The sequence below is a fragment of the Rhizobium fabae genome (genome assembly GCF_003985135.1).
Lineage (GTDB): Bacteria > Pseudomonadota > Alphaproteobacteria > Rhizobiales > Rhizobiaceae > Rhizobium > Rhizobium pisi.
The window spans coordinates 17,110-34,067 of sequence record NZ_ML133668.1 but is presented as its reverse complement, the minus strand read 5'-3'; the positions used below and the strand labels follow the sequence as shown (position 1 = coordinate 34,067).

19 protein-coding genes are annotated in these 16,958 nt (G+C 59.2%); 4 read left to right on the top strand and 15 right to left on the bottom strand.

Annotation, left to right across the window (positions count from 1 at the left end; genetic code table 11):
* Positions 1-27 precede the first annotated feature (27 nt).
* The 13 genes from EFB14_RS31900 to EFB14_RS31845 form a co-directional block, all read right to left on the bottom strand.
* Positions 28-1,176: an alpha-hydroxy-acid oxidizing protein gene (locus tag EFB14_RS31900; protein WP_126830758.1), complete on the bottom strand. Its 1,149-nt coding sequence runs from the start codon at positions 1,174-1,176 to the stop codon at positions 28-30.
* The gene (locus EFB14_RS31895) at positions 1,176-2,888 is read right to left on the bottom strand and encodes a thiamine pyrophosphate-requiring protein (RefSeq protein ID WP_126830756.1); all 1,713 of its coding nucleotides are present in this window, start codon (positions 2,886-2,888) and stop codon (positions 1,176-1,178) included. The genes EFB14_RS31900 and EFB14_RS31895 overlap by 1 nt, the downstream gene beginning before the upstream one ends.
* A gap of 22 nt (positions 2,889-2,910) precedes the next feature.
* Positions 2,911-3,069 carry a hypothetical protein gene (locus EFB14_RS33165; protein WP_164737628.1) on the bottom strand — a complete coding sequence of 53 codons (159 nt, stop codon included), beginning with the start codon at positions 3,067-3,069 and terminating at the stop codon, positions 2,911-2,913.
* 68 nt (positions 3,070-3,137) lie between these two features.
* A complete protein-coding gene (locus EFB14_RS31890) occupies positions 3,138-4,121 on the bottom strand; it encodes a branched-chain amino acid ABC transporter permease (RefSeq protein WP_126830753.1) in 984 nt (327 codons plus the stop codon).
* Positions 4,118-4,978 carry a branched-chain amino acid ABC transporter permease gene (locus EFB14_RS31885; RefSeq protein WP_126830751.1) on the bottom strand — a complete coding sequence of 287 codons (861 nt, stop codon included), beginning with the start codon at positions 4,976-4,978 and terminating at the stop codon, positions 4,118-4,120. Before EFB14_RS31885 ends, EFB14_RS31890 begins: the two co-directional genes overlap by 4 nt.
* A gap of 1 nt (position 4,979) precedes the next feature.
* On the bottom strand, positions 4,980-5,675 hold the full coding sequence (locus EFB14_RS31880; protein WP_126830749.1) for an ABC transporter ATP-binding protein: 696 nt from the start codon (positions 5,673-5,675) through the stop codon (positions 4,980-4,982).
* Positions 5,659-6,420: an ABC transporter ATP-binding protein gene (locus tag EFB14_RS31875; RefSeq protein ID WP_245438355.1), complete on the bottom strand. Its 762-nt coding sequence runs from the start codon at positions 6,418-6,420 to the stop codon at positions 5,659-5,661. Before EFB14_RS31875 ends, EFB14_RS31880 begins: the two co-directional genes overlap by 17 nt.
* Positions 6,417-7,724 (bottom strand): ABC transporter substrate-binding protein, encoded by a 1,308-nt coding sequence (locus EFB14_RS31870; RefSeq protein ID WP_208661935.1) that lies wholly within the window; start codon positions 7,722-7,724, stop codon positions 6,417-6,419. Before EFB14_RS31870 ends, EFB14_RS31875 begins: the two co-directional genes overlap by 4 nt.
* A 254-nt stretch (positions 7,725-7,978) precedes the next feature.
* On the bottom strand, positions 7,979-8,464 hold the full coding sequence (locus EFB14_RS31865; protein WP_126830748.1) for a nitrile hydratase accessory protein: 486 nt from the start codon (positions 8,462-8,464) through the stop codon (positions 7,979-7,981).
* Positions 8,464-8,817 (bottom strand): SH3-like domain-containing protein, encoded by a 354-nt coding sequence (locus EFB14_RS33795; RefSeq protein WP_126830746.1) that lies wholly within the window; start codon positions 8,815-8,817, stop codon positions 8,464-8,466. Before EFB14_RS33795 ends, EFB14_RS31865 begins: the two co-directional genes overlap by 1 nt.
* A complete protein-coding gene (locus EFB14_RS33790; protein ID WP_126830743.1) occupies positions 8,807-9,130 on the bottom strand; it encodes an SH3-like domain-containing protein in 324 nt (107 codons plus the stop codon). The genes EFB14_RS33795 and EFB14_RS33790 overlap by 11 nt, the downstream gene beginning before the upstream one ends.
* Positions 9,131-9,143: 13 nt before the next feature.
* A complete protein-coding gene (gene nthA / locus EFB14_RS31850; protein ID WP_126830741.1) occupies positions 9,144-9,752 on the bottom strand; it encodes a nitrile hydratase subunit alpha in 609 nt (202 codons plus the stop codon).
* 135 nt (positions 9,753-9,887) lie between these two features.
* Positions 9,888-11,273, bottom strand: a complete 1,386-nt coding sequence (locus EFB14_RS31845) for an amidase family protein (protein WP_164737627.1) — start codon at positions 11,271-11,273, stop codon at positions 9,888-9,890.
* Positions 11,274-11,554: 281 nt separating this feature from the next.
* Here EFB14_RS31845 and EFB14_RS31840 point away from each other — a divergent pair, with 281 nt between their 5' ends.
* Both EFB14_RS31840 and EFB14_RS33925 read left to right on the top strand, forming a co-directional pair.
* Positions 11,555-12,280 (top strand): response regulator transcription factor, encoded by a 726-nt coding sequence (locus EFB14_RS31840; protein ID WP_126830737.1) that lies wholly within the window; start codon positions 11,555-11,557, stop codon positions 12,278-12,280.
* Positions 12,281-12,615: 335 nt separating this feature from the next.
* Complete coding sequence (locus EFB14_RS33925; RefSeq protein ID WP_126830735.1) at positions 12,616-12,735, top strand: winged helix-turn-helix transcriptional regulator; 120 nt, start codon at positions 12,616-12,618, stop codon at positions 12,733-12,735.
* Positions 12,736-12,953: 218 nt separating this feature from the next.
* Here EFB14_RS33925 and EFB14_RS31830 read toward each other — a convergent pair whose 3' ends face one another.
* Complete coding sequence (locus EFB14_RS31830) at positions 12,954-13,865, bottom strand: LysR family transcriptional regulator (protein ID WP_125851023.1); 912 nt, start codon at positions 13,863-13,865, stop codon at positions 12,954-12,956.
* A gap of 121 nt (positions 13,866-13,986) precedes the next feature.
* On the opposite strand from EFB14_RS31830, the gene EFB14_RS31825 reads away from it, so the two are divergent.
* A complete protein-coding gene (locus EFB14_RS31825) occupies positions 13,987-14,850 on the top strand; it encodes an NmrA family NAD(P)-binding protein (protein WP_126830733.1) in 864 nt (287 codons plus the stop codon).
* Positions 14,851-15,115: 265 nt separating this feature from the next.
* Here EFB14_RS31825 and EFB14_RS31820 read toward each other — a convergent pair whose 3' ends face one another.
* Positions 15,116-15,790, bottom strand: coding sequence for a nucleotidyl transferase AbiEii/AbiGii toxin family protein (locus tag EFB14_RS31820; RefSeq protein WP_126830730.1), 675 nt, complete (start codon positions 15,788-15,790; stop codon positions 15,116-15,118).
* A 543-nt stretch (positions 15,791-16,333) separates the two neighbouring features.
* Between EFB14_RS31820 and EFB14_RS33685 the strand changes: the two genes are divergently transcribed.
* Positions 16,334-16,933, top strand: coding sequence for a helix-turn-helix transcriptional regulator (locus EFB14_RS33685; protein ID WP_245438354.1), 600 nt, complete (start codon positions 16,334-16,336; stop codon positions 16,931-16,933).
* The last annotated feature ends 25 nt before the right edge of the window (positions 16,934-16,958 follow it).

Genomic DNA, 16,958 nt, shown 5'->3' with positions numbered 1-16,958 from the left:
ACAGCCTGAGTGGCCCCAGCTTGTCGCTTACAAAGAACTCAACTGGGGCGATCCTACAACATTAGGCAAAAATGCGCCGGAAGTTGATCGAACAAGTTCCCTCGCCCCTAAAAGGGCTTGCGTTCTATCGATCTCGCTTTTCAGAACCTCCATCACCTCGACTACCCCCTGCTCACCGCCAACGGCGAGGCCGAACAAGGCAGCGCGGCCTATCATCACGGCGCTAGCGCCCAACGAGATCGCCTTCACGATGTCGCTGCCGCGCCGGATGCCGCTATCGACAATGATCGGAGCGTTGAGGGAGGAGAAACGAGGCAGAACGTCGATCGGTGCGGGAGCTATGTCGAGTTGACGGCCGCCATGGTTGGAGACAACGACGGCATCAACGCCGAGGGCAACAGCACGCTCAGCGTCGTCGGGGTGTAAAAGCCCCTTCACCAGCAGGCGACGTGGCCAGCGGTCGCGCAGACGTTTCAAATCGTCCCAATCGAAGCTCGCATCCATCTTGCGGGAGAGGAGTGCTGCCTGCCTATTGGGATCTGTGAACGTGTCCGTGGCGAGATTAGCCATTGACGGCGCGCCATGCCGGCCCACATCCCAGAGCCAGCGGGGATGGCAAAGGACGTCGGCGATTGTCTTCGAGCGGAAGCGGAACGGCATCACGAAATTGTTCCGCTCATCGCGCTCCCGCTTGCCGCCCACCGCAACATCCACCGTCAGAACCAGATGACTGAAGTCGGCCGCAAGCGCCCGATCCACTAGCTGATCGGCGAAATCGCGGTTCATCACATAAAGCTGGAACCACAGATCGCCATTCGAAGCCTTAGCGACCTCTTCGATAGAATTATTCGAGGCCGTCGACAGGGCGAAGGGGATGCATAATCTGGCAGCAGCCCTTGCAAGCAGAATATCTCCGTCGCGTCGGTAAAGGCCGTTAAGGCCGGTCGGTGCGATGACGATCGGCATCGGAAGGCGCTGCCCGAACCAGTCGATGCTCTGGTCGCGAACAGAAACATCGTTGAGCAGCCGCGGCGTCATTTTGATCGCCTCGAAAGCCCTGCGGTTTTCCTTCAGTGCGACCTCGTCTTCTGAACCGCCGTCCAGATAGTCAAAGACAAAGCGCGGTAACCGGCGCCGCGCCGCCTGCCTGTATTCTTCGACGTTGAGAAGGGTCATTACGGCGCGATCCGGATTTCGACGAGAGCCTGGGTCTTGTGTATCGTCACCTGCTCGATTGCGGCTGCCAGAGCCGTGTCGAGATCCTCTGCGCGATCCACCTTGGCCGTCCAGGCACGGCTCGCCGCCGCCACCTTTGTGAAGTCCGGCGTCGGCGCGAGCGAAACCAAAGGCATGGTGTTTGCCTTTGAGGCATAGCCATCCGGGTAAACGCCGAGCACAGACTGGCGTACCGCCCCCCATTCGGAATTGTTGAGAACGAGAACAAGCAGCGGAATTTCCGCCGCTTCCGCAATCTGATGACAGGCGACCGGGTTGGAGAACATGTAGGAACCGTCCCCCATCGTGGCGACGATCAGCCTGTCTGGCTGCGCGAGTTTCATGCCGAGCGCTGCGGGGAAGCACCAGCCAAGACCACCGGAATGCGGTTCCTGAAACCAGGTGTCGGGCGAGTGCAATGTCAGCTCCTCGAGCGGTGCGCCAAGCTCCGAAAGCACTGCCGCGTCGATTCCCTCGATTGCCTTGGAAAGGCAGGTGCTGACAAAAGCCTTCGACATCACGGGCCCACGGCCTGCGGCTGCACGGTCCAGAACGGTTGCGCGGCGCCAGGAGGATGCAGTTGCGACCTTGGTGCGGCGGGCATCGCGGACCATTTTCGTCTGCGGCAAAAAGCTGGAAACGGCGGCAGCGAGTTCAATGATGACATCGGCCGTATCGCCGACAAGTGCCAGATCGCAGGGGAAGTTGCGGACTGGGAAGCGCGCATAAAGCGGATCTTCGCCGATATGGACCACCTTGCAGCCCGGCTTCAGCACGTGAATGTCCGGGGACCATGGCGCCAGGCTATCGATTACCAGCACGAGATCGGCCTCAGCAAGCCATTCGGCAGGGTCGCCGCCCACCGCCATCGGATGGTCGGTCGGCGCTGCAAGCTGGATCGCCCAATATTGGCAAATCGCAATGCCCCAATCTTCGGCAAGGCGCGACAATGTTGCAAATCCTTCGACCGACCCTGCGCCGCGTTGCGCTATGATCAGCGGGGCCTTTGCTTCGCTGAGGAGTTTCGCAGCGGCCTCGATGTCGGCGCGGCGCGGCCCTGCACTGGCTGCGGCAATCGTTGCGGGCGCCTCAAGCTGGTCCGAAGGGCATGGCCCGCAGAGCACCTCACGCGGCAGGCTTAAATAAACCGGCCCACGCGGCGTGGAGTTGGCGACCGCGAAGGCGCGATCAACAATGTCCACGGCCTGCTCAGGGAATTTCAGCTCATAGTCCCATTTTACGGTTTCGCGGATCATCGCGGCCTGGTCCCGCATTTCCTGACCCCAGCCAATCGGTACGGTTCGTGCACCGAGTCGCCCCTTCTCCACGACGGGCGTCCGTCCGGAAAAAAGCAACATTGGAACGTGTTCGGTCGCAGCGTTTATGGCGCCAATAGCGCAATTGGCGAGACCGACATTGGTGTGCGCCATCACGGCTTGCGCACGTCCCGTCGCCAGATAATAGCCGTGCGCCATGCCCATGGCAGCATTTTCATGGGGAATAACGATCGCCTTTGGCAACGGTATCTGCTTGGCGGATGCTTCCGCCAGGCCCTCTATGATCGGCGGGAAATCCGTGCCGGAATTGGCGAAGATGTAATCGACGCCAACGGCCTTCAAGCGCGCCAGCAAAGCGCCCCCGGCAGTAATTGTGGCAGCCTTTTTGTCCATCATGAATTGACTCGCTTTCGTATTTTTAGAGATGGGCCGGAAGCCATGTCGCCAGGATGGGAAAGGCGATCAGCAGCCCAAGGCGGATGAGGTCGGTGACGATGAACGGCGCAACGCCCTTGTAAATTCGGGAAAAGGTCAATTCCGGCACGACGCCCGTGAATACCAGACGGTCACCACGCATAACGCCGACCAACCTTTTCTCTTGTCAGCATCATTGAAGTAACCAATCCGGTCGGAAGTATAGGGAGATCAAGCGCCCCGCCCTGCCTCACGCATTTGGCGGCGGATGGGGAGCAGATCAATCTTGATCAGAGACTTCAGCAGCCCCCAGGCACCGCCCGGTGCGAACAATGTGACGCCGATCGCCAACAGGCCGAGGATGATGAAGTAGAGAGATCCGATGTTGCCCATCGTTTCGCGCAAGAGAAAGTAAATGGCGACACCAACGATCGGGCCTTCGAGCGTTCCGATTCCGCCCAGGATTACCGCGAAGAGGATAATCGCCATCCAGTTCATCGAAAAACCTGCCGTCGGGCTTACCTGCAGAGCAACCATATAATAGCAGGCTCCGGCAGCACCTCCAATCGCCGCTGCGATGAGCAGCACATAGGTCTGCGTCTTGCGAATCGTCACGCCCATCGCTTCGGCAGCAAGTGGGCTGTCCTTCATCGCTCGCAAGGCGAGACCGAAGCGGCTCCGCATCAGCCCGAGACAGGTCAGAAGCGCGATCAGCAAAATGGCAACAGCTGTGCCATAAGTCGCAAAAAGCCTGACGGAACGATCAATACCACGCACAGCCGTCAGCGCGATCCCACCACCGCCGCCGAGCGGGCCCGTATGATAGACGATCAGTCTGACGACTTCGGAGATGACCCAAGACCCGATGGCGAGCTGAGCACCCGACAGCCGAAAAAGGATCGGTGTGATCAGCAGTGCAAAGCCTGCACAGACGATCGCGGACAGCAGCACGAAAGGAAATGGCAACATGCCGAAGCCGTTGGCGGCGATGAAGAGCGTGTATCCACCGATGCCAATGAAGACCTGAAAACCCATGAAGACAATACCGCCGAAACCCGCAAGCAGGTTCCACATGAGAGCAATCGCCAGAACCGCCGCAATTTCGGTCGTTAGTAAGACAGCGTATCGGGAGCCTGTAAATGGAATGGCAAGCAGCACTGCGGCAAGGAAGCCTACAGCCACGAGAGACCGGGCGAGAGGCGAAGCGAGCGTCATACACGTATCCTTTTGGTGAAGAGGCCACCCGGCATCAGCAACAGGCCGATGAGGAAGACGATGTGGCCGACAAGTGGGCCGAGGCTCGGGGTAATGAAGGTGCCCGCCGCCTGGGCTATGCCCAGAATAATCCCGCCGGCAAGCGTTCCCCAGATGGAACCAAGCCCGCCGAGGATCACCGCTTCAAAGGCAAAGAGCATGCGTTCCGGGCCGGTCGAGGGGTCGAAAGTGCCGCGCATGCCATAAAAGATTGCCGCGATGGCGGAGATGGCGAGCGCAAAGCCCATGGCAGTGGCGAAGACTTTCCGCGTCCCAATCCCCATCAGCTGTGCCACGGCTTCATTGTCCGATGTTGCGCGAACCGCCCGGCCAAAGCGCGTGCCGCCGAAGACAGCCGCCGTGAGAGCAAAGATGGCAATCGACACCGCGAGTGTGAGAAGTGGCAGAACACCGACCGCCACCGAGCCGAAATTGACCGCCGCCGTTCCAAGCGCACCTGGATCAAGGCTCTTGGTGTCGGCGCTGAAGAGTTCGAGCATTACGTTCTGGAGAATGACCGAAAGCCCAAACGTCACCAGAATAGGTGGCATCTCACCGCGCCCCAGTGTCCTTTCGATGATGAAGCGCTGCAAGACCCAGCCGACCGCAAACATAAAAGGCATGACCACTGGCAGCGCCAGCAGCGGGTGAATCCCGAAGCGTGTCATGAGTTGCAAGGCGAGGAAGGCGGAGAAGACGATAAAATCACCATGCGCAAGATTGATTTGTCGCATGAGCCCGAGGCAGAGCGACAGACCGAGGCCATAGAGGCCATAAAGTGCGCCGACCAATGCGCCATTGATCAAGGTTTCCAGCATATCAACGCATCCCGAAATAGGCGTTAGAGATTTCCGCCCTGTCCGCGGTCACAGACGGCCCCGACAGCGCAATCTGTCCATGGCGCATGCACGCGAAGCGGTCCGAGACGGAAAGCGCGCGGGCAATGTCCTGCTCGACAATGACGGTTGTGAGCCCCTCTCCACGCAGCTTCTGAAGCGCAGTGTAGACAGTGTCGACGGCCGCAGGCGACAGCCCAAGCGAGAGCTCGTCACAGAGCAGAACCTCAGGGTTGGACATAAGCGCACGACCGATAGCAACGAGCTGCTGTTGACCTCCCGAAAGTGCTGTCGATGGGCGATTGCGGAACTCGGCGACGGTCGGGAAAATCTCGTAGACGCGTTCAAGGCTCCATCCTCCCGACCGCCGCGAATGCGCCCCGACCAGCAGGTTTTCCTCCACAGTGAGGCTCGGAAAAAGTTGCCTCCCCTCAGGCACCAGCGCCAATCCGTGGCTGACAATGTCCATTGGTGTCAGCCCTGCAATGTCTCGGCCGTTGACCGATACGCGGCCTGTCTGCGGCTTCAGCCGGCCTGTCATCACCGCAAAAGTTGTGGTCTTCCCCGCACCATTTGCGCCTATCAATGCCAGCGTTTCACCGCGCGCGACACTGAGGTCGAAGCCGAAAAGGACGGGCAGCGGCCCATAGGCGGCCCTGAGGTCATTGATCAAGATCATCGATGTCAGGCTCCATACCCAGATAGATTTGCCGCACCTTGGGCGTGCGCATCGTTTCGTGCGGTTCGCCCTGCGCGATGATGCGTCCCTCACCAAGGACTGCGAGCTCGTCTGCGGCATGGGTGAGCACATGAACGAGATGTTCGATCCAGATGACAGCAATCCCGCTTGCTGCCAGCGCCTTGATGATTCTCGCAACGTCCGCAGCCTCGTCGTCGGTCAATCCCCCTGCGATTTCATCCAGAAGAAGAACGGAAGGCTTGGTGGCAAGCGCGCGGGCAAGTTCGAGACGCTTGCGATCGAGTAGCGGAAGGGTGCCGGCGACTAGATTTCCTCGGCTCTCCAGCCCGCAGACCTTCAGGGCCTGAAAAGCCGCCTCTTCCCCTTCGCGACCCTTTAGCCCCGCAGCAAACTCCGCGGCAACAAGCACATTCTCGTAGACCGACATATGCGAGAAGGTCTGCGGAACCTGAAAGGTCCGGCCGATGCCGGCAATGGCGCGCGCCGAAGCGCCAAGTGCGGTGACGTCTCGGCCGGCAAGGAAAATCTTGCCGGAAGAAGGAGTAAAAGCACCGGAAATCACGCTGAAGAGCGTGGTCTTGCCGGAACCGTTGGGACCGATGATCCCGAGAATTTTCCCGGGATCGATCGCAAGGCTGACACCGTCTAACACGATCGGTCCGCCATAGGACTTCACGACATTTTCGACAGTGAGCGCCCTCATCGCGTCGGACGCCGCCATCATCCGGCCTTCCTGGCCAAGTCCATCGTAAAATCGGCTTGGATCGGAACTTCAGGGGCATTCTTGTTGTAGGTCACCTTCAGGTCGTAGGTGCCATCAGGCTGGAGACGCCACTGACCCCCAGCAATCTTCAGCTTGGCAACATTCTTGATCGGGCTCCCGGCCCAGTCGATATCGCCGACAACCGTCGTCATTTTGGTCGATTTGATGACCGCCTGGATGGCGTCTGGATCGGTAGGATCAGTTGCGTTCTTCAGCGCGTGGATACCGAGTTCCCACAGGGCATGGACGACACCGATGGGCTGCGTCCAGCGCTTTCCAGTTGACTTGGAATATTCCGCTGCGATCTCGCCGCAGGACTGACCCGTCAATGTCGACTTGAAGGGATAGCCTGGCGTCCACCAGATTTCGGTCGACATACCGTCGCCGCCCTTGCCGAGTGCCTCGATGCCGGCGGGGAAGAGCAGCGCCTTGGCCGGCGTTGCGATCTTTGGCTTGAAGCCGAGCTGCTGCGCCTGACGCCAGAATACTGCCCATTCCGGCGGAGAGAAGAGACCCGTCACGATATCGCAACCGGCATCGCGGAAGGCGACGATTTGCCGGGAGAAATCATCCGCGCCCGGCTGGAACTCCCCGACATCGACAATCGAATAACCGCCCTTGCCAAGCGACGCGGGAAAACCAATTTCGGTATTGCCGAAGACCTTGCCGGGCGGGTCGTTGGACCAGACAGTCCCAACCCTCTTGTTGGTGCTTTGCAGGTCCCACATCCCGATGAAGGTTGAGATAATATCCTCGATACCCCAGAAGAAGTGGTTCACATAGTTGAACCCAACATCCGGCGTCCCCTTCAGCGGGAACATCCAGCCCTGCCAGGGGTCCATCGTGGTAATGCCCGGCACGCCCGCCGTTTCACATTGCGAGGCGACCGGAACATTGGTCAGCGCGCCCTGCGCGAGCATGAGATGAATACCGTCATTGTTGATCAACTGGCTTGCCGAGGTGGCGGCACGGTCGGAATTCGACTGGTCATCGATATCGCTAATCTCGACCGTATAGGTCTTGCCGTTGTTGACAATCCCGTCCTTTAGCACCTCGCGGACCTTGCCAAGGATGAAAGGATCCGCCTCGGCAAACGGAGCCAGCGCACCGGTCTTCGAGCTGATATAGCCGATCTTAATCGTCGGGCTGGCAGCGATAGCCGGGGCCGGCAGAACGGACGTTGCCGCACTGGCGGCGGCACCGGCTCCCACGGCGTGAAGGAACTTGCGGCGGGTGAGCCTCATGTTGTCGTGCGAAAATGTCATGGTTCTTCCTCTGTCGATTTTTATTGCCGTCAATGCGGTTTTCCGGCCGCAAGTTCGCCGCAAGGCGGCTGCTTGCGGGGTCGGCTTCAGTATATTAGGAGCCGTGTCCGAGGTCCGGGATCAACAGTTTTGCGGATAATCCGGCAGCCGCCTCGCCCCTAATTTCTTCTTTGAAATCAAACGGAAAAGGAATGCGGACCCTTTAGGTCCCGCAGTCGGCCGCACAGGTCGGCTATCACCTTATGGAGGAATGGTTACGCCGAAGCGTGTCTGCGAGCAGGGCTCACTGCAACCGGACCGGAATGTGTTTCGTGGTCGCCAGCATGGCAATGCTCGTGGTGGTGGTCATGCTCGTGTTCGAGCTCTTCCAAGGCCCCGGGCGGGATCGGCGCGAGCCCCTTCCGGAATTCGACAGGCCTGCCGTGTTCGGTGTGGAAATAGGAGCGCCGCCAATGTTCCTGATAACTGGCGACTTCTTCGTCTGTCGTCATGCCACGTCCCGCGACGATCTTTTCAAGGGCCTGCATCCACTGGCGATAATAGGCCGTGTTGATGTCTTCGTCTTCTCTTTGCGGGGAGGCCTTGATCTCGCTCGAAAATGCCGCAACCCATTCCGCCCAGGTGAAATGTCCGGCGTGCGACAATTGCATGGTCAGCGCAAAGGCCTCAGCCTGCCATGGCTCGGAAAAGGCCGGCCCGTTGTCGAGCCATCGCGGATCAATTGTCAGATCATCTGCCATCACGACACATCTCCACTCACTAGATAGCTTTCCCAGAGGCTCAAATACACGGCCCCCGGCCCGTCACTCCCTTTGCCCCAGAGCGTTTCGCTGTCGAAACGGACGCGATAGAGATGATCGGGACATTCTCCACGTCCCGCCGAATGTGCATCCGGAAAGACATGCGCGCCTTCATAACCGACGATAGTTCCGCGCTTGTCACGCGCATAACCCGGCAGGCGCGTGTGGGTGGAGACGTGGTCATTGGTCGTCATGATGTCATCGCCCACCTTGAACTTCGGCGCAGTCCCGATTGCGCGCAGCGTCGGCGCACCGGTGGCTATCGCAATGGCGACCATTTCCTTAGGCAGCATGGCCAGCCTCCTTTTCGGTAAGTTCGGCGATCCGCGCCCGATATTCCTCCTCGGTAAGGACGCCCTTGGAAATCAGCAGATCTTCCAGCGAGTAAAGCCAATGTTCGAAATAGGAGGTCGTCAGGTAATCGGCCGGTGGCATGTTCTCCATAGAGTAGCGGCTTTCATCGATGTTGAAGCAACCGGCTGCGAGCGAAAGAAGATTGACGGCGAATGTTTTCGCTTCCCACTCCGCCTTGAACCTGGTGTCATCGTCGGCGCGATCGACGGGGCCAAAGCCCTGCATGCCGCCCATATCGGCGATTGATCTCATGACATTGCCCTCCTCAGATCGCCGACGCTGCAAGCGGCACACCGGTGCCGATCATCGAATCACGGGTCACCAGCGCCGCCAGTCTGTCCTCGCTCCAGCCCTCCGTGCCGGCCGGTCGCTCCGGCAGGACCATGTAGCGGATTTCCGCATTGCTGTCGAAGACGCGCACCTCGCGGTCGTTGGAAATGTCCAGGCCGAATTCCGCGAGCACGGATCTCGGCTCGATGACGATGCGGCTGCGATAAGGTGCGGATTTGTACCATGTCGGTGGCAGACCGAGCACGGTCCAGGGATAGCAGGAGCACAGCGTGCAGACGATCACGTTGTGAACCTGCGGCGTGTTTTCAAGGATGATCATTGCCTCACCCTGCAGGCCGCTGACGCCCATGTCCTTGAGCGCTTGTGTTCCGTCTTCAAGCAGTCGCGCCTTGAATGCGGGATCGGACCAGGCACGCGCCACGACACCAGCGCCGATGCGCGGACCAAGCTTGTTCTGGAAGATATCGACGATCTCCGTCACCGCACCGGGATCGATCTTCCCCTTTTCGACCATCAGCGTTTCGATAGCCTTTATTCTGAGCGCGAGTGTGGAAGGTGGCATCGTGTGATCGTCGTGGCTCATCGAAGTCCTCTGCAAATATCACGAAATTGATCAAGGATAACGCTGATCGAGGCTTTCATCATCAGCAATATTGAGGACAGGCGGCAGGCCGATCTTCGCTGGAGACGAACGCGATCGAGCGCTTGCGGCATCGCTTCATACCGGGGGCGACGGCACGGGGAAAAGCGTCTCGATCGCAAGCGAGAATGCCAAAAGCGCCTCATCCTGTCCGAACGGGAAGTCCAGTCCCAGGCCCACGGGCAGGCCTGCCCGCGTGAGGCCGACCGGAATGGAAACCCCCGGTAGGCTCGCAACGCTGCCGATATCCGTATTGTGAATGAGGGCTGGAAAAATAGGCAGGACCTTACCGGCGATTACGACCCTTGAAGACTGCTCAAGCTCCGGAGCCGGCAGTCGGCAGACGGGGAACGCGAGCGCATCGATGCCATTGGCCTTGAACAAATCAGCATAGGCCGAAGTCAGTGCGGGGAGATGCTCCGTTATGGCGATCTCGTAAGCCAAGGGACTGACGGCCGTCGCCGGATCGAGCTGGGCGATAAGAATTTCGCGCACATCCGGGCTCGCCACCTGATCGGCAACCTCCGCAAAGGTCAACGGTATTTCGTGATCAGCCAGGAATGCGGATAGTGCGAGCCTTCCTTCGTATACTGAAATGGACATCGCGGCTGCGGCATAAGGAACAGGAAGCGCTCGAGAATCGACTTCAACAAGCTCCGCGCCTTCGGCGACGAGCTGTTGAAGCGCCTCCATACAGATCGCGGCGACCTCGGAATCGACGAAGTCCCAGAAATGTTTGTGCGGAATGCCGAGCCGAGTGCCCTTTATACCTGAGGCCAAAACCGGCGGCGAGGATGTTACAACACTGTTCAGCAGCACCATGTCTGTCGCGGAGAGCGTAATCGGACCCGGCGTGTCCCGCGTCGTTGAAATCGGCACGATGCCGTCAGTCGGCCAGCGACCGGTTGTCGGACGATAACCCCATGCGCCGCAGAAGGCAGCAGGAATGCGCACTGAGCCGCCGGTATCGGTTCCGATGGAGGCCGGTACCAGCCGCGCGCCGACGGCTGCTCCACTGCCGCCGCTGGAGCCGCCAGAGGTGCGGGCCTCATCGAAGGGATTTCGCGGCGTGCCATAGGCAACATTGGCGGAGGTGGCGCCATAGGCCAACTCGTGCATGCCGTTCTTGCCATAGGCAATCGCGCCTGCGTTCAAAAGTCGGGCCGCGACCAGGGCATCCCCCAAAGGCCTGAAGTTGCGAAGCGCGGGCGTTCCGCCCGTCGTGACATAGCCGGCAACGTTGATGTTGTCCTTGAAGGCGATGGGCAGGCCATGCAACGCCCCCCGCAACCGTCCGGTCGCCCGCTCCGCATCCGCCTGACGCGCATCTCGAAGCGCCCGCTCCTCGTCCAGCGACACAAAGGCGTTGATCGAAGCAAGTTTTGCTTTTCTAATCAACAGATCGGTGACGAGCTCCTCAGCGCCAAGCGTGCCCTGCGCCATGGCGGCGGCAAGCCCGGTCAACGTGAATGCCTTGAGTGTCATCGTAGTCCCCGCACAAAATTTCGACATGTGAAGACCTAGCCAGATCGCGCAGGCACCACCATCCGCAATTTTGTTGGTGAACGCTTCTTCCCTTAGGCCTCCCGATGAAAAGTTCCGTGGCTGTGGTGACGGCAAACATTGCGGTAAATGAGCTTGTATCAGGCAAGCCGAAAATTCTTGATTTTTGGCATGTTGTTTGCTTCCATGCCTGAAAAGGGAACTAGGCGGACAAGAAGATTCCGCCAATCACTGGGGGTCTCATGAGCGGGACTGTATTCGATTTGACATTCGATGAGGCGAGTCTGTTCGCCGATATTGTCGGTAGGCTGACAAGCCCCGGGTCGGCGGAGATCAGGGAAACTATCTTTCCCGACATTCTGCGCTTGATGCGGGCGGATGTGCTGGCGTCTTACAAATGGAATCCGAAAATAAACTCCTATGACGCGCCCTTCACAATCAACCAGTCCGCGGATAGCATCCAGGCATATCGGAACTGGTTTCAGTATCGAGATCCGATGACACGGCAGTTGCGCAGTCTTTGGCGTCCGGCCTATGTCGATGAGGTCATTTCCAAACCGGATTTGAGCAAGACGGAATTCTTCAATGACTTCCTGATGAAGGACGGGCTCGACCATGGCATTAATGTCTTCCTGAAGGACAACGGACGAGCTTTGGCGGATCTGCGCATCTGGCGTACTAAGCGCCGACCGGATTTCGCGGACCGTGAAATCAGCCTCTTGAAGGTTCTGGCGCCTTTGCTCAAGCGCGCTCTTTCCGGCGCTCCTGACGTAACACTCTCCGTCCTGACCGACCGCGAGCGAGACGTCGCGCTTCTTGTCTCGCGCGGCTGCTCTGACAAGGACGTTGCGCGCGTTTTAAATATCGGTTTTGCAACGGTACGAACACATCTCACTCGCTGCCTTGAGAAGATGGGCTGCTCTAACAGGGCAGAACTCGCCGCCCGCGTTACAAGGCTTTCGCAATAAATGGAAGAAGCTGACAACGGGGCCCGTCCTTCCATCCACTGATAGAGTGACGCTTTAATCACATCGATGACGGCGAGGTACGTGCCCCGCTCACGGAAATTTCGGTACCGATGCGGCTTGGTGCCGGCGAGAAGATCGTTGCGCTCTGTCGTACCTGCTATCGCCTCAAGAACCAGCTCTGGCTTGAGGACGTGAACCTCCATCAGGAGCTCTTGTCCGGGACCTGGGCTATCGGTGATCGGACCCATGGCAATACTCGATAGCTTCGGGGAATGCGGCACTCTCGGGGTCGAGGATGCAACCTGAAATCCCGCGTCTTCACCTTAATCTGATCGATGTGCGTAGGCTCAATAATATCTCGTGGTTTGGGCGGCCGCGAAAAGCGGTTCAGCGAGATCAAGCGGAGCGTCCCTGGCATTTCGCAGTGGATGCTCACCTTCATGGTAAGGGACTAGAACGTGACGGGCTCCTCACCCGCACCGTCTACCCGACACCCCTCCTGGCGTGGATCACGAACTGACGCCCCTCGGCAGCACATTGTGGAAGGCGCTTGAGCCCTTCGCCAATTGGGCACGGGCGCACGGCGAGATCATGGCGGCTCGGAACGACTTCGACACACGTGAGGGCAGCGTTTGATCTGTAGCCGGTTGAGTCCTGCGGGCGGGAATAGGCTTTAGGGGTTGCGGGGAGCCGCTATCTCCTCGCAGAACGCAAGGAAGGCCTCGACTTTGGCAGGCGGCAACCGCCGGGACGGCCGGACGGCGTAGAGAGGGAAAGTTTCGTCGGGCCAATCCGGAAAAAGCTCGACCAGCGTCCCGGCGGCCAGATGGCCTCCGACTGCAAAGGCGAGGACCTGGGCTATCCCCAACCCTGCCAGACACGCTTCGACCATCGTGTCCACGTCCGTGAAGGTGAACCGACCGCTTGCCTTTACCATGACCGTTTCGGGCGAACGCTGAAACTCCCACTCGAACGGCCTGCCGCGCTGCGGGTCCACGAACTGGATGCATTCGTGGGTTACAAGGTCCATCGGCCTTTGGGGGCGTCCCTTTGCCGCCAGATAGGATGGCGAGGCGACGGTCAGCACGCGCGTTTCCAGCAGCAAGCGTGATGACATGGTGGAGTCCGGCTGAGGACCGAACCGGATCGCCACATCCACGCCCTCTGCGACCAGATCGCCGGCGTCGGGTTGCTGGACAAGGATAAGCCGAAGCTCCGGGTAGCGGGCCGCAAACGCCGGCAGGCGAGGCGCCAGCACGTTGCGCGCAAAGATCGGGTTCACGCTTGCCCGGAGCAAGCCTTGGACTTGCCCCACAGCGCCCGCCGCCAGACCTGCCGCCTCTTCGATCCCGGAGAGATGGGGCGCGGCAAGCTCGTAAAGCCGTGCTCCCTCGTTGGTGAGTCTCAACGATCGCGTGCTCCGATCGAGGAGCCGCACACCGATGCGCTCTTCCAGCCGTGACACCGAACGGCTCACTCCCGATGCCGTGAGACCCAGAATTTCGCCGGCGCGAGTGAAGCTGCCACTCTCCACGACGCTCGCCAGAACGCTGACGCCGGCAAGTAATCGGCTATCGAAAGCCATTCATCATTCCTCGCATTTATTCAAGTTTGGTTTGCCTCTCCGCACCCTAATGCAAAGATGATGAAATCGGTACCTTGGGGCCATTGAAATCGAAACGGCGCGGATTAGCGCAGAGGTGATCATGTTCGTAATTACGGGAATAACCGGCAAGGTCGGTGCAATCGTCGCCACCACTCTCCTCAACGCCGGCCAGCAGGTCCGCGCTGTCGTGCGGAGCGAGGAAAAAGGTGCTCCTTGGCAAGCTCGTGGCTGCGAGATCGCAGTCGTTCCGGAAGCGGACGATAGCGCAGGGCTTGCGCGCGTCTTTTCTGACGCGGGCGGCGTCTTTCTGATGAACCCGCCTAACTATGATTCTGCGCCGACCTTTCCCGACAGTCGCCGCCGAGCCGAAGCATCGGCTAAGGCAATCGCTGACGTGAAACCAGGCCGGGTGGTGCTGCTCTCGACGGTCGGGGCGCAGGCGACCGAGTTCAACCTGCTAAACTGGGCGCAGTTTTACGAACCCGCGCTGGCCGCCACTGGCGTTCCCACCGCCCTGCTCCGCGCCGCCTGGTTCATGGAGAACGCGGCTTGGGATGTCGCAGGCGCACGCGAGGGCCGGTTCGATAGCTACCTCCAGCCGCTGGATCATGCGATCGAAATGGTCAGCGTCCATGACATCGGTCGCACGGTCGCCGATCTGCTCCGGGAGAATTGGTCTGGCGTCCGCACTGTCGAGCAATCCGGCCCACGCAAGTACTCAGCCAACGACGAGGCCGCGGGCTTTGCCGCCGCGCTGGGCCATTCTGTCGAAGCGGTCATCGTACCGCGCGAGAGGTGGGAAGCGACTTTCCGCGCGCAGGGCATGCAAAATCCGCAGGGCCGCATCCGCATGCTCGATGGCTTCAATGAAGGCTGGATCGACTTCGAGCGACAAGGCACCGAGCAACGCAACGGGACCGTCACTTTCGAGAGGGTGCTTAGTGAGTTGATCGCCGAGGGCTGAGCATGGCGCCCGTTGCTCTCACAGCCCAGCCCGATCGAGCTTCACACCGGCGAAGATTTCGCTCTTTGCCGGGCAGTGCGGATTGATCGCGATGGGCAGCTACTACGCCCAGCCTCTCGAACTGGGCATTGGCGGCGAGCTCCGGCTCGCCCCTCATTTCGCTGGTCTTATGGTGACGGCCAGCCAGATTGGCTAATGTCGCTGGTTTGCTGCTGATCGCCCCCTTAGCGATCTCCTGGAAAACCGTCGCCTCGTTTTGGTGGTACTAGGCGGCTCGCTGGCCGGCATAGTGCGCACTCTGATCGCCGCGGTGCTCGGCATTTGCCCTCGTGATCACATTCTCCTCTAGTGACAGATAGTGCTCGAACGCAGCGACAAGCCGCTCTGGATGGAGGGAAAGCTCCCGGAACCCTTCGTGTAGATCGAACAGATCGCGGTTCTTTCTCCGCTGTAGATGCGCCCGGAGCTTTGTGACGAACAGCTCTTCCTTGTCATAGGATATGATGTCGGCGACGCCGTTGAACCATCCATTCTCCACCTTGAATGGATATCCTTGCGTGCCATACAACGACGCGTGTTCGCGTGTGTTGATCTCGACCTTGAGCTTAAGCGACGTTCCAGGCTCGGCCTCGGGCGCAAAGCGGAAAACGAGGTGCGCAGAATGACCCGCTTGCTCCGCTTTGCACTTTCCAATCCAGGCAAGAGCACCGCGGATCGCGTCGATTGTTGGTCCGATGGGTTCGGCCGTGATCTGAACGAGGTCGATATCCTCGGAATAATGCATGGGCCGTTTAAAGAGCAGCTTGTTGATTGCGGTTCCGCCTCGAAATGCGATTTTGCCCTTAAGCTTTGGCGCCGAAAAAAGGTCGCAAAGAGCGCGGGAAATAATAAGGTCCTGCTCAATCTGACGAGAATCCGGCCATGGCGCCTGAGTACCCAAGCTGTGAGGTGAGCATTTGGGATTGGACGTTTGGCATGTTGTCGTAGGCTTTAAGGATGGTCTCCATTGGCGTCAGGTCTGGTCGCGGTCCCAATAGACGATCTTCAACCATGTGGCCGCACGCTCATATTGGCCGTCTCCCAACCATGTTTCCTCGAGATTGGCCCGCAACATTCGCTGTCCGGCCTCCGACAGGTCATTTTCGCCAAATCGCGCCCGCCCTAACTTTTTGAGACAAAGCGCACACCGAAACTCACACTGGGGAACGCTCAGCGCCATCTTTCAGCACGGCGACCAAGTGTTGGCCCGCATTTCAGCACACGAAGCCACGCCCGTGCCAGCGTGGGGCACGGACGTCGTTGAGACCACCGGCCATAGGGCTCTGCTCCCGAGCGGTAACGAAATGACTTTAAATAAGGCATACTCAGCCCGCTGAGCCCGTACGGTAACATCCCCCGCACTCTGATCCCGTAAGGGTGCAAGCTGGCTTGCAATGACCTACTGAAGTTGATATGTTCCCGATCGGGAGCAAAAGGTGTGATATTGCCCAAGAAAACGCTCGATTCGCCAAGAGACATCCAGAAACTGGTCAACCAAGCCAGTCCGGCAATCGAGCTGGCCCGCACGTTTGCCTCGATCGACGCCCCGGCAAAAGCCTTGAACGCTCTCAATGAGAGTTTTGCGTCGAACAACGACCTAATCAAGTCGATCGAGTCTGCCTCAGACATTGCAAGGCGATTATCGCACCATTCCGATCTGGCTGCCAAATTAACCGAAACGTTGCCGAAGATTAAACTGAACCTACCGAACGTTTCCGCAACGATAATGGCATCCTTGCCCAAGCAATTGGCGGATTTCTCCGCCGAGGCAGCGGAAAATGCCCCGGTTGCCATACAAAAAGCAAGTCCAGAGACCTTTGCACAAGCGGAAGTCCAACTCGATAGCACCAAAGATCTCGGAAACATGGTCCGTCGCCTACGGGAAAGTCGAAAACTATCGCAGCAGGAATTTGCAGATCTGGCAGGCGTTGGACGCCGCTTCCTCTCTGAACTTGAAAACGGCAAGCCGACTTTGGAATTCGCAAAAGTTCTTCAAGTCGCTCAGGCGGCCGGGATATCCCTCCTTGCGCGCGACCGGTCATAATGGAAATACTCGCTCTCGATGTCCG